Origin of the sequence: Methylobacterium sp. WSM2598, assembly GCF_000379105.1 — a bacterium.
GTDB lineage: Bacteria > Pseudomonadota > Alphaproteobacteria > Rhizobiales > Beijerinckiaceae > Methylobacterium.
The window spans coordinates 2,400,826-2,413,238 of sequence record NZ_KB900609.1; the positions used below are offsets into that span (position 1 = coordinate 2,400,826).

Here is a 12,413-nt window from a genome sequence, read left to right on the forward strand (position 1 = left end):
GCGCGTGCTCCCGCTTGGGAGGGGGCCGGCGCGGCGTTAGGCATCAAGCATGCGAGCGCGCCCGGTGCCAAGACCCCGGGCGACCAAGACCCCGGACGACGGAACGGAGACGGAATCGCCATGCCGCAGGCCATCGACACCGACGCTTTCCTGCGCGACCTGCACGCGCTGCGCGCCATCGGCCGGTTCAAGACCGGCGTCCATCGCCCGACCTACTCGCCCGAGGACATGGAGGCGCGGCGCTGGCTCGCCGACCGGCTGACCGAGTGCGGCCTCGATGCCACGATCGACGGGCTCGGCACCGTGCTCGGCCGCCATCCCGGGCCGGGGCCGCACCTCCTGGTCGGCAGCCACATCGAGAGCCAGAACGAGGCCGGCTGGCTCGACGGGGCGCTCGGCGTCGTGGCCGGGCTCGCCCTCGCCCGGGCGGGGCTCCCGGTCGATGTCTGCGCCTTCGCGGACGAGGAGGGCCATTTCGACGTCGGCTTCCTCGGCAGCCGCGCGGCGCTCGGCGAGGTGAGCGAGGCCGAGATCGACGGCGCCCGCAACCGCACCGACGGCACGCCCCTGCGGGCGGCGCTGGAGCGGGCCGGCCTCGCCGGGCGGCCGCGCCTGCGCCTCGATCCGGCCCGCTACCGCGGCTTCCTGGAGCTGCACATCGAGCAGGGCACGCAGCTCGAGAGGGCCGGCCTTCATCTCGGCATCGTCACCGGGATCGTGGCGATCTGGCAGTACCGGATCGTCGTCGAGGGCCGGCAGGACCACGCAGGCGGCACCACCATGGCCGAGCGCCGCGACGCGGGGCTCACCGCCGTGCGCCTGCTCGCGGCCATCGACGCCGCCTTCCCGCGCGTCTGCGGCGAGGCCAGCACCTGGACCACCGGGCGCATCGCCCTCGATCCGGGGGCGCCCAGCATCATCCCGGGGCGGGCGGAGGTGCTGTTCCAGTTCCGCGACGTCTCGACCGCGGTGCTGGAGCGGATGGAGGCGGAGCTGCGGGCGCTGATCCGCGAGAGCAACCGGCGCGAGCGCTGCGCGGTCGAACTGGTGACGGTCTCCCGCGCGGTCCCGGCCGCCTGCGATCCGGGCCTGATGCGGGCCCTCTCGGAGGCGGCGGAGGAGGTCTGCCCGGGCGGCTGGCGGACGATGCCGTCCGGGGCCGGGCACGACGCGCAGAACATGGCCCGGGCGATGCCGGCCGCGATGCTGTTCGTGCCCTCGATCGGGGGGATCAGCCATCACTGGGCCGAGGACACCGCCGAGTCGGACCTGGTGCTCGGCCTGCGCGCGCTCGACGGGGCGGCGCGGCGGATCCTGCAGGGCGCGCCGTGAGGCGACCCGTCGGCCTCGCGCCGCTACTTGCGCCAGATTCCGAGCTTCTCGGTGCGCGCGTGGCGCTCGGCCTCGAGGAGGTCGGAGGTCGCCTCGGCAGTGGCGCGCCCGCCGCCATTGTAGAGCACCACCTCCGACAGGTCGTGCCCGTCCACGCTGCAGAGATAGCTCGCCCCGCCCGCCGATGCCTGGCAGGCCACCGGCCGCCCGGCGAGGTAGGTGGCGAGGTCCTCGGGCTGCGCCCCCTTCGCGGTCTCGACGCCGAACAGGCGCAGCGTCCGGCCGCCGAGCCGCAGGGTCGCGGTGTCGACGACCTCGGCCACCCCGGCGAGGGACGACGTCGGCTTCGGGGCGGCGCCCTCCCCCGGAACCAGCGTGCCAGTCTCGCCGGGCTCCCGGCGCGCATTGGCGGCGATCTTCGCCTCCGTGGTGGTGCGCCGGGCCGCGTTCGAGGAGGGCGCGCCGCCCGCCGGCGGCGAGGGCGCGGAATCCCCGCCGGAATAGAGCCACGCGCCGGCGCCGGCCGCGAGGAGAAGGCCGAGGGCAGCGTAGAGCGGCCCGCGCCCGCGCCGGCGGCGCACCTGCATGGTCGGGCGGGCGACCGCGGGCTTGAGCCCCTCGCCCGCCGGCGCGGGCGGCGCCGGGGCGGGAAGGCGGGCCGCGCCTCGGCGCTCCGCCCGGGCGCGGGCCCGCGCCGCCACCCAATTCCCCAGGCGCGCGGCGCCCCGGCGCCAGAATGGGGCGGGACGCGGCGACGCCGGCCCAGAGGCCGGAGTTGGGGCCGGAGTTGGGGCCGGGGCCGGCTCGGCGGAGGGGGCGGACGGCGCCGGTCCCGCCTCGCCCTCTTCCGGGATGAGCCTGATCCAGTCGCGGCTGACCGCCGCCGGCATGCGCGGCATCTCGGGGAGCGGCGACGCGACCGGCGCGGCCTCGGCCGGCGGGGGCGCCGCAACGGCCATCGGCGGTGGCGCGGCCGGCCCGGCCAGGAACAGCGAGGGATGCTGGCGGCGCAATTCGTCGAACAGGTCCGCGAGGGTGAGCGGGACCTCCGCCCCCTCCCCGCGCCGCATGCGCGGCGCGCCGTCCCGGCCCACGATCCGGTAGCCGGGCGCCGCGTCGATCGCGCGGACCGAGGATTCGGCCAGGAGTTCGAGCGTGCGCCGGGCCACCTCGACGGGCCGTTGCCGATCGATCTCGGCCCGGATCAAGGCCTGCACCTTCTCACGCGACGTCATGACCGTCCGTCTACCCCGGATTTCCGCCGCATTCCAAGCCGGTTCGACCGGGAAAGGCGCGGCCGCGCGATCCTACCGCATCGGCCGCGGCGCGACAGGGCGCGGCCGATGCGGTGGGTTGCGCAGACGCGCTCACTCCCCGGCGGCGGCGACGCGCTCGCGCGACAGGACGCGGCTCGTCTCGGCGACGATGACCGGCCGCCCGCCCGCGAAGCTCACCGCCATCCGCACCGCGACGGTGCCCTGCGAGCGGGCGCCGCGCTCGGGATTGATCGCCATGAAATCGACCATGCTGTCGACCTGGCACGTGGCGATCCCGGCGTTGCAGGCGGTGCGCATGGAATCCGGCCGCGCCCGGTAGCGGCGCTCCGGCCAGCGGGCGAAGAAGCGCTGCTTCTCCGCGATCACCGCCGCCAGGGTCATCGGCCGGCCGTGGAACACGACCCGGTCCGCGTAGAACCGCGTCTGCGTGCCGAGGGAGACGCGGTTGGGCTGCGACAGGGTCGCGAAATAGTCCTGCGTCAGGTCCTGGGCGGCCACGGCCCAGCCGTAGACGCGGCTGTCCGAGGCGGGCGCGGCCGGGGCTGCGGGCTCGGGCCGGGGCTGCGGCCGGATGGCGAGGCGAACGGGCCGGTGCGGCGCCTCGCGCCGCGGGGCGGCCTCGGCCCGGGCGCGGCGGGCGGCGGGCTCGGCCGGCCGCGCCTCCTGCGCGATCCGGCGCGCGGGCTTGGCCGGCTCGGCCGCGGCGGCGCTCTTGCGCGACGGGCCCGCCCTCTCGGCCCCGGCGACCGGCTTGGCCGGTGCAGCCTTCCCCGCCGCTTGGCCGGACGCCGCGCTGGCGGGGGCATCCGCCTTGGGGGATTCGGCCTTGGAGGGCGGATCCACCCAGCTCGGCTTGGCCTGCTGGGCGCAGGCGGGCGCGGCGAGCGCGGCCGCGTTCAGGAGAAGGCCGGCGAGGAGGGCCGAAGGGCGGGGGGCAGGCATGGCGGCACCCGGACAGACGAGGTCGACACGAAAACGTCGCAGGATACGGTGACGGTTCCCGGAAGGTTTCGCCAGTCGCGGAAGCGTGGCGCTGGGGCTTGTCAACGCGATGCACAACCCCACCTGTGGAGGAACCCGGGTCCGGGCCCCTCTGGCGGTCGAGGCGTCGACCGTGATGTCGGACCCCTTCTCTGCCTTTGTGCTGACGCGGCACGATCGCACGGGAGGGCGCTCGCCGTGAGCGGCCCATGTTTCGATGACCCGCGCCGGTGTCACCGCGGAGGCGCCGATGGCCGGCCCTGATCGCCTGCGCCGGGCGCTTCTCGTGGTGAACGCCAAGGCGCGCAACGGCCAGCTCGACCTCGGGGCGGTCAGGGCGGAGCTGAGGCGCGGCGGGATCGAGGCGGTGACGCCGCCCTCCCCCGATCGCGACTGCCGCGACCTCATCCGCGAGGCGTCCGACGCGATCGACCTCGTCATCCTGGGCGGGGGCGACGGCACGCTCAACGCGGCCGCGCAGGCCCTGGCGGAGCGCCGCCTTCCCTTCGGGATCCTGCCGCTGGGCACCGCGAACGACCTCGCGCGCAGCCTCGACCTGCCCCTCGATCCGGTCGAGGCGGCGCGGGTGATCGCGACCGTGCCGTCGCGGGCCATCGACCTCGGCTGCGTCAACGGCCACTACTTCTTCAACGTCGCGAGCGTCGGCTTCTCGGCCGATCTCGCGGGCGCGCTCACCGCCGACCTGAAGCGGCGCTTCGGCACCCTCGGCTACGCGCTCGCGGCCTTCCGGCTGCTGCGCCGGGCGCGGCCCTTCACCGTGCGCATCGAGCACGACGGCGTCACCGAGACCGTGCGCACCATCCAGGTCTCGGTCGGCAACGGCCGGCATTACGGCGGCGGGATGACCGTCGAGGAGCATGCCAGCGTCGATGACGGGCTGCTCAACTTCTACAGCCTGGAGGTCGAGCATTGGTGGCGGCTCCTGCTGCTGCTGCCGGCCCTGCGGCGCGGCACGCAGGGGAAGGCCGCGGACGTGCGCGCCTTCCAGACCACCGAGGTGGTCCTGCACACGCGCAAGCCCCGTCCGGTGAACACCGACGGCGAGATCACCACCCGGACGCCGGCGCATATCCGCGTCGTGCCGGGATGCGTGCGGATCCACGCCCCACCGCCGGTGCGGCGGCCGCGCGCCTCTCTCATTCCCTGAACCTGCCCCAACCCGACAGAGCGAGACTGACGCGTGGATTCCCTCCTGCAGCTGGCCGCGGACCCGGCCGCCTGGGCGGCCCTGGCGACCCTCGTCGTCATGGAGGTCGTGCTCGGCATCGACAACCTGATCTTCATCTCGATCCTGACCAACAAGCTGCCGCCGGAGCGGCAGGCCGCCGCCCGCCGCATCGGCATCGGCCTCGCGCTCGGCCTGCGGCTCGCCCTCCTGGGCACCGTCGCCTGGATCGTCCACCTGACCCAGCCGGTCGTGACCATCCTCGGTCACGCCTTCTCCTGGCGGGACCTGATTCTGATCGCGGGCGGCCTGTTCCTGCTCTGGAAGGCGACCAAGGAAATCCACCACAACGTGGATCCCGACCCGGGGGAGGGCGAGGCCGGCGCCGCCGCGCCCCTCGGCTTCAACGCCGCGGTGGCGCAGATCCTCGTGCTCGACCTCGTCTTCTCGATCGACAGCATCATCACGGCGGTGGGCATGACCGACCACGTGGCGATCATGGTGATCGCCGTGCTCGCCGCGGTGAGCGCGATGCTGCTCGCGGCCGACCCGCTCTCGCGCTTCATCGCCGCCCATCCGACGGTCGTGATGCTGGCGCTCGGCTTCCTCATCATGATCGGCATGACGCTGATCGCCGAGGGATTCGGGGCGCACGTGCCGAAGGGCTACATCTACACCGCGATGGCCTTCTCGGCGGCGGTGGAGGGGCTCAACATCCTGGGCCGCCGCGCCCGCAAGGCCCGCGCGACGCCCGCGTCCCGCGCGGCGCCGTCCCGCGGCGAAGCCTGACGGCGCGGACGAGGCGCCCCGCTCGCGCAATGCCCCGGGCGCGCTCCTGCGCGCCCCGTCAGGGGAGCGGCTCGGCCGCGGCACCGGCCTCCCGGGCGCAGGTCGCCTCCTCGGGCGGCTGCGCCGGCCGGGCGAGCACCGCGGCGAGTTCCGCCCGCGCGCGGTCGAGATCGGCCCGGAAAGGGGCGCTGGCCACCAGGGCGGCGTACAGGGCGGCGCCGGCGGTGCGGCCGGCCTCGACGTCGCTGCGCCAGTGGACGCCGCAGACGAGCCGGCTCTCCCCGTAGATGCGGCCGCGGCGCAGGATCCCGGTCGCCTGCGCGGGCGCGGCCGAGGCGAGGATCAGCGCGAAGGTCCAGCCCTCGGTCGCGTGACCGGACGGGTAGGAGGCGCTCCGCGCCAGCCGCTCGCTGCGGGCGACGCAGACCGGCAGGCCGTTGCCGACATGCGGCCGGGTCCGCCGGTAATGCTCCTTGGGCGCCTCGACCGCCGCCGCCACGTCGAGCCGCGCGCGTTCGAGCAGGGCCGTGGTGACCGGCAGCTGCGTCGAATCGAGGCTTGTGCCGAGGGCGCAGGAGAAATCCGCCAGGAGGGCCCTCGCCCCGCCCGCCACGTCGGCGGTGGCGAGCGCCCAGCGCGGCGTCCCTTCGAGCGCCCGGGTGCGCGCGAAGGTCAGCCGGTCGGCGGCCTCCGCCTCCGTCCCGGCCTGCGGCGGCGGCGCCAGCACGGCGATGGTGTCGAGGGCGCCGGGGGCGAGGTAGGGCTGGCGCGCCGGCGCCTCCGGCGCGACCGGATCCGCCCGCACCGGCGGCGCGGCCTCCTCGGCCCGGGCGACCTGCGCGAGACCGACGAGGAGGAGGGCGAGGAGGCGGCGCATCCGAGGCTCCGATTCGGGGCGGGGCGCATCCGATACCGGAGATCGCTCCCCCGCGTCCATCGGCGCGGCGCCCGCCCGGGGGCCCCTCCTGCCCTTGCGGCAGCGGCGCGGACCCGTCACGATGACGCAGGCTCCTCGGTCACGCGGATGCGATGGCGGGCGGCGCGATGCGCGACCATGTTCTCATCACCGGCGCCGGCTCGGGCATCGGCCTCGCGACGGCCCGCGCGCTGGCCGCCCGCGGCGACCGCCTCCTCCTGGTGCTGCGCCCCGGCGCGCCCGATCCGCCCGGCCCCTGGCCCGCGGACACGCTCGTCCTGCGCTGCGACCTCGCCCGCCCGCCGCAGATCCGCGCCCTGGCCGGGGATCTGGCGGCCATCGCGCCGCGCATCGACGTCGTCCTCGCCAACGCGGCGGTGCAGCCCTGGCGGCGCATCCTGACGCCCGAGGGGCTGGAACTCGGCTTCGCCACCGGCGTCCTCGGCACCTACTGCCTGATCGAGGCGGTTCGCCCATTCCTCGCCCGGGCCCCCTCTCCCCGGATCGTCGTCACCGGCTCCCTGGTGCATCGCTGGGGCCGCTACGATCTCCCGGGCCTCTTCCGGGGCGAGCCGTTCGATCCGAACGCGACCTACTTCGCCACGAAGCTCGCCCAGCTGCAGCTCGTGACCGCCTTCGCGCGCGCGCTGCGCGCCGAGCGCGTCGCCGTGCACGCCCTCGAACCGGGCATGACGCGCACCGCCTTCGCCCGGCACTTCCGGGGCGTCTTCCGGCTGATGGCGTGGCTGTGGCGTCCCTTCATGCGCGCGCCCGAGGCGGTGGCGCAGGACTTCGCCGCCCTGATCGCCCGCGACGACCTGCTCGCGCTGACCGGAACGACCTGGCACCGGGGCCGCCCGCGGCCTGCCGCCGCGGCCGCCCTCGACGCGGTCGCCGCCGAGCACCTGGTCGCCGGCCTGCGCGGCCTCCTCGCCGGTCCCGCCGGGACGGCGCCCGGGAGCCGGGCGGAGGCGGCCGCGCCGCGCCCCGCCTGATCCCGCCCGAAACCCGGTGCCGCCCTGCCCCGTTGTCCGGACGACCCGGAGCCCGGAATGAGCCTGCGCGACAACACAGAGGCGAAGCGCTTCGAGCTCGCGGTGGGCGGGCAGGTCGTGTTCGCCGATTACGACCGGCGGGACGGGAGCCTCGCCATCCTGTACGTCTACGCGCCGCCCTCGCTGCGGGGCACCGGCGCGGCCGGCCGCCTGATGGCGGAGATCGCCGCACAGGCCCGCCGCGAGCGGCTGCGCATCCTGCCCTATTGCGGCTACGCGGCCGCTTGGCTGCGGCGGCATCCTGATCATCGCGACCTGGTCGGGTGAGGCGCGCCGGCCCTCACGCGCGTGTGGCGCGCCGCGCGGTTCCCGGCCATGATGCCGCCTCAAGCGCCGCCGCAGCGCGCCGAGCGGCGCGGCCGGGGTCGGGAGGGAACGCGCCGTGAGTCTCCATCATGCACTCGCCGCCCGAGCGCAGGCCGGCCGGCCCGTCCGCGTCGCGCTGATCGGCGCCGGCAAGTTCGGTTCCATGTTCCTGTCGCAGGCGCCGCGCACGCCGGGCCTCCACGTCCTCGGCATCGCCGATCTCAACCCGCAGCGCGCCCGGGCGGCGACGGCGCGGGTCGGCTGGCCGGCCGAGCAGGTCGCGGCCCGCTCGGTCGCCGAGGCCCTGCGCGGCGGCGGCACCTTCGTGACCGATGACGCCGCGGCGCTGATCGCCGCCGACGGGGTCGACGTGGTGATCGAGGCCACCGGCCATCCGGGCGCCGGCATCCGCCACGCCCTGCTCTGCTGCCGCCACGGCCGCCACGTGGTCATGGTCAACGTCGAGGCCGACGCGCTGGCCGGGCCCCTCCTCGCCCGGCAGGCGGCCGAGGCCGGGATCCTCTACTCCTTCGCCTATGGCGACCAGCCGGCGCTGATCGCCGAATTGGTCGATTGGGCCCGCACCGCGGGATTCCCGGTCGTCTGCGCCGGAAAGGGCACCAAGTACCTGCCCGCCTACCACGCCTCGACGCCCGACACCGTCTGGGGCCATTACGGCTTCACGCCCGAGCAGGTGGCCGCCGGGGACTTCAACCCGCAGATGTTCAACTCCTTCCTGGACGGCACCAAGTCCGCCCTGGAGATGGCGGCGGTCGCCAATGCCTGCCGGCTCGATCCCGGCCCGGACGGCCTCGCCTTTCCGCCCTGCGGGGTCGACGACCTGCCGAGCGTGCTGCGCCCGCGCGAGGCGGGCGGCGCCCTGCCCTTCGCCGGCACCGTCGAGGTGGTCTCCTCGCTGGAGCGGGACGGGCGCCCGGTCTTCCGCGACCTGCGCTGGGGCGTCTACGTGGTGATCGAGGCGCCCTCGGACTACGTGCGCCGCTGCTTCGCCGAGTACGGGCTGCGCACCGACGCGAGCGGGCGCTACGCGGCGATGTACAAGCCCTACCACCTGATCGGGCTCGAACTCGGCCTCTCGGTGGCGAGCCTGGTGGTGCGCGGCGAGCCCACCGGCGCCACGCGCGAGTTCCGCGCCGACGTGGTGGCGACCGCCAAGCGCGACCTGCGGGCCGGCGAGCGCCTCGACGGCGAGGGCGGCCACACGGTCTACGGCCGCCTGATGCCGGCCTCCGCCTCGCTCGCCGCGGGCGGCCTGCCGATCGGCCTCGCCCACGGCTTCACGCTGACCCGGCCGGTGCCGGCCGGCAGCCTCGTGCGCTGGGAGGACGTCTCGTTCAACAGCGAGGACCCGGCGGTCCGCCTGCGGCGCGAGATGGAAACCCTGTTCGCCCGGGAAGCCGGAGTCAGGACCTGACGTTCTGCACGACCGCGCCCGGCGCCGCGGTGCGGTCGATCTCGTTGAACACCGCTTGGCAGCCGCTGCTGAGATTCACCCGCTCGCGGCGCAGGCAGGCCTTGATCCGGCCCACGTCCGGGATCTCGCTGCTGCACAGCCGGAACACGTCCGGCGTGCAGGCGGCCCTCTGCGCCGCGGTGCCCTCGGCCCGGCTCGCGGTCGCCGCGGCGACCGAGAGGAGGACGGCGCAGATTCCGACCATCGACTTGCTCATGCTGCTCCCTCACCGTCGCACAGCAGCGCCCGGCCGCGCGACCGCAAGGTCGCTCGGGATTTACCTGGTGGGCCGCCGTTTCGTGTGAAGAAAGACTATGAGCGGTTGATGAACTCGGTCAAGCGATAGAATCCTCGATCCTCTCGAACCTTGTGCGCCGGGTGCGAGGCAGCACAATGTTCGAGATCGCACAGTTCTTGGGCGTCCGGGCGCGGTTCCGGCGCCTCAGCCGGCGAGGCGCTGGGGCTCGCGCTTGGCGCGCTCGAAGGCGTCGAGATCGACGGCGAGGCCGAGGATCTGCCGGGCGCTCATCCGGACCGGATCGAGCGGGCCGCCGATGCCGTGGGCCAGGAAGACCTCCTGCATCTCCGGGTTGCGCATCGCGCCGCCCATGGTCCAGTTCGGGAAGAGCCGCGCCGGGACGTTCTGCACGGTCACGATCGTCGCCGCGCTGTGGCGCGTGTCCCGCCCGATCCGCGCGTAGGTGTCCGAGACGCGGGCGCGGTCGCCCTCCAGGATCTGCACGAACCACGTCTTGTCGAAGATCAGGAAGCCGGTGATGCCGTCCCGGCCGTTGTTGCGCTGCGAGGCCGACACGATCTCGCGCAGGTTGGTCAGCATCGCGCGGTCGCCGCCCTGCACGGTGTTGCGGCTGTAATAGACGAGCTGGTGGATCATCGAAAACCTGCCTGATGACGGCGCCGGGACGGCGCCCGTGCATTGGCTGTTCGAAATCCTAACCAGGGATGAATTCGCCCCAGGGGGAGCGGATCTCGGCCGAGTTCGCGCGGCGAAGTGGTGAAATGTACCTTAATTCCTATTTCTAGGACCAAGGACCCAGGTCGACCGGCGCCAACGCGGCGCCGCGCTCCTCCCCGCTCCGCCGCTCGGCGCGGGCCAGCTGATCCGACGCCCGGGCGCGACCTTCTCTGATCTGCCCTTGGGGCATCGTCTCAGGTTGACGCAGGGGGCGCGCCGCCAGATCACCACTCGATCTGGTGCATTGCACCAGGCCTGCCCGCGCGGCCGGGCGCGATCTAAGAATAATGTCCGCAACAAATGCCGGCCTCGGGGTTTCAGCATTGGTAATCATTATCTCTCTGGTAACGAGTGCAATCCAAAGAATGGCGCGTCGGCGGTGCGCCCCTGGGTTCGGGCGGCCAAGCCAGCCTTTGGAGTCGGTCGTGTCGGTCCAGCCCCTGTCCATCCGCACGAAATTGATCGCTGCGTTCACGCTTCTCGGCCTCGTCATCGTGGGGCTCGGCGCCCTCGGCCTCGTCAGCACCCAACGGATGCGCGAGCAATCGGCGGCCGTCGAGAAGGACTGGCTCCCGGGCGTGCGCGCCCTGGGCGAGATCGACACGCGGGCGGCGCGGCTGAACGGTGTCCTCTTCCGCCACATCCTGGCCACCGATCCGGCCCTCACGGCCACGATCGAGAAGGACCTGGTGCGGTTCGGCACCTGGGTCGAGGAGGCCAAGGCCAAGTACGAGCGCCTGATCAACGCGCCGGAGGAGCGCGCGCTCTACGATGCCTATCGCCGGACCGCCGAGGCGTTCGAGGCCGAGCGCCAGATCGTCCTCGACCTGTCGCGCCGGGGCGAGAAGGCGGCGGCCTTCCAGCATTACGAGACGAAGGCGATCGGGCCGCGCCGGGCGATGTCGGACGCCCTCGAGAAGCTGGTCGCCTACACCAACGACGGGGCGGAGCGGGCCCAGGCGATGAGCGAGGGCGCCTACGACACCGCCCGCACCATGGCCTGGCTCGGCATCGCGGCCGGGCTCGCCCTGGCGGTCGCCCTCGCCGGCCTGATCGTGCGGGGCGTCACGCGGGGCATCGCCTCGGTGGTCGCGCCCATGCAGGCGCTCGCCGCCGGCGACGTCTCGGCGGCGATCCCGCACCGGGGCGAGCGGACCGAGCTCGGCACCCTGGCGGACGGGGTCCAGGTCTTCAAGGACAGCCTGCTGCGCATGCGCGCCCTGGAGGAGGACAGCCAGGCGGCGCGGGCGGGCGCGGAGGCGCAGCGGCGCGCGGCCATGCGGGAGATGGCGGACGGCTTCGAGCAGGCGGTCGGCAGCATCGTCGGCCTCGTCTCGGCCGCGGCGAGCCAGCTCCAGGCCACCGCCCAGGGCATGGCGGGGGCCGCCACGATGACGGCGGAGCAATCGACCAGCGTCGCGGCCGCCGCCGAGGAGGCGGCCACCAACGTCAACACCGTCGCGGCCGCCGCCGAGGAACTCGGCGCCTCGGTGCGGGAGATCAGCCGGCAGGTCGGCGGATCGGCCGAACTCGCCCGCGAGGCGGTGCAGGAGGCCGGCGTCACGGCCGAGTCGGTGCGCGAACTCAGCGCCGCGATGGGCAAGATCGGCGACGTGGTGACCATGATCACGGCGATCGCCGGCCAGACGAACCTGCTGGCCTTGAACGCCACCATCGAGGCGGCGCGGGCCGGCGAGGCCGGCCGCGGCTTCGCGGTGGTCGCCGCCGAGGTCAAGGAACTCGCCAACCAGACCGCGCGCGCGACCGAGGAGATCACCGCCCAGATCGCCCGCATCCAGGGCACCACGGGCCAGACGGTCTCGGCGATCGGCGCGATCACGCGGCGGATCGAGGAGATCAGCCGGGTGGCGACCTCGATCGCCGCCGCCGTCGAGGAGCAGGGCGCGGCGACGCAGGAGATCGTGCGCAGCGTCGCCCAGGCCGCCGAGGGGACCGGCGAGGTGACGGCCAATGTCGGCGGGCTCGCGGCCGCCGCGGGCGAGACCGGCGCGGCGGCCTCCCAGGTGCTGGCGGCCTCCTCGGACCTCTCGCGCCAGTCGGACCAGCTCGGCCGCGAGGTGAACGACTTCCTCGCCCGCGTGCGCGCCGCCTGAGCGGCGC

General features: G+C 74.5%; 12 protein-coding genes. 7 read left to right on the forward strand and 5 right to left on the reverse strand.

Features of this window, described 5'->3' with window-relative positions; genetic code table 11:
- Positions 1–120: 120 nt before the first annotated feature.
- On the forward strand, positions 121–1,332 hold the full coding sequence (locus MET2598_RS0111240; RefSeq protein WP_018260885.1) for a Zn-dependent hydrolase: 1,212 nt from the start codon (positions 121–123) through the stop codon (positions 1,330–1,332).
- A 23-nt stretch (positions 1,333–1,355) separates the two neighbouring features.
- On the opposite strand, the gene MET2598_RS0111245 is transcribed toward MET2598_RS0111240, so the two are convergent.
- Positions 1,356–2,567 (reverse strand): thermonuclease family protein, encoded by a 1,212-nt coding sequence (locus tag MET2598_RS0111245; protein WP_018260886.1) that lies wholly within the window; start codon positions 2,565–2,567, stop codon positions 1,356–1,358.
- 132 nt (positions 2,568–2,699) lie between these two features.
- Positions 2,700–3,551: a hypothetical protein gene (locus tag MET2598_RS0111250; protein WP_012332399.1), complete on the reverse strand. Its 852-nt coding sequence runs from the start codon at positions 3,549–3,551 to the stop codon at positions 2,700–2,702.
- Between the two features lie 289 nt (positions 3,552–3,840).
- Between MET2598_RS0111250 and MET2598_RS0111255 the strand changes: the two genes are divergently transcribed.
- Both MET2598_RS0111255 and MET2598_RS0111260 read left to right on the forward strand, forming a co-directional pair.
- On the forward strand, positions 3,841–4,758 hold the full coding sequence (locus MET2598_RS0111255) for a lipid kinase (RefSeq protein ID WP_012332398.1): 918 nt from the start codon (positions 3,841–3,843) through the stop codon (positions 4,756–4,758).
- 33 nt (positions 4,759–4,791) lie between these two features.
- Positions 4,792–5,565, forward strand: coding sequence for a TerC family protein (locus MET2598_RS0111260; RefSeq protein WP_018260888.1), 774 nt, complete (start codon positions 4,792–4,794; stop codon positions 5,563–5,565).
- A 58-nt stretch (positions 5,566–5,623) separates the two neighbouring features.
- Here the strand turns inward: MET2598_RS0111260 and MET2598_RS0111265 are convergent, their stop codons facing one another.
- On the reverse strand, positions 5,624–6,442 hold the full coding sequence (locus MET2598_RS0111265; RefSeq protein ID WP_018260889.1) for an acid phosphatase: 819 nt from the start codon (positions 6,440–6,442) through the stop codon (positions 5,624–5,626).
- A 167-nt stretch (positions 6,443–6,609) separates the two neighbouring features.
- Between MET2598_RS0111265 and MET2598_RS0111270 the strand changes: the two genes are divergently transcribed.
- From MET2598_RS0111270 to MET2598_RS0111280, 3 genes are all read left to right on the forward strand, one after another.
- Positions 6,610–7,476, forward strand: a complete 867-nt coding sequence (locus MET2598_RS0111270) for an SDR family NAD(P)-dependent oxidoreductase (protein ID WP_236728706.1) — start codon at positions 6,610–6,612, stop codon at positions 7,474–7,476.
- Positions 7,477–7,533: 57 nt separating this feature from the next.
- The gene (locus MET2598_RS0111275) at positions 7,534–7,803 is read left to right on the forward strand and encodes a GNAT family N-acetyltransferase (RefSeq protein ID WP_012332394.1); all 270 of its coding nucleotides are present in this window, start codon (positions 7,534–7,536) and stop codon (positions 7,801–7,803) included.
- A 115-nt stretch (positions 7,804–7,918) separates the two neighbouring features.
- Positions 7,919–9,277, forward strand: coding sequence for an NAD(P)H-dependent oxidoreductase (locus MET2598_RS0111280; RefSeq protein ID WP_018260891.1), 1,359 nt, complete (start codon positions 7,919–7,921; stop codon positions 9,275–9,277).
- On the opposite strand, the gene MET2598_RS0111285 is transcribed toward MET2598_RS0111280, so the two are convergent.
- Positions 9,267–9,533, reverse strand: a complete 267-nt coding sequence (locus MET2598_RS0111285) for a hypothetical protein (protein ID WP_018260892.1) — start codon at positions 9,531–9,533, stop codon at positions 9,267–9,269. The genes MET2598_RS0111280 and MET2598_RS0111285 overlap by 11 nt on opposite strands.
- Positions 9,534–9,758: 225 nt before the next feature.
- Entirely contained in the window at positions 9,759–10,211 is a 453-nt protein-coding gene (locus tag MET2598_RS0111290) for a BLUF domain-containing protein (protein ID WP_012332391.1), read from the reverse strand.
- A gap of 506 nt (positions 10,212–10,717) precedes the next feature.
- On the opposite strand from MET2598_RS0111290, the gene MET2598_RS0111295 reads away from it, so the two are divergent.
- Entirely contained in the window at positions 10,718–12,406 is a 1,689-nt protein-coding gene (locus tag MET2598_RS0111295) for a methyl-accepting chemotaxis protein (protein ID WP_018260893.1), read from the forward strand.
- Positions 12,407–12,413: the final 7 nt, after the last annotated feature.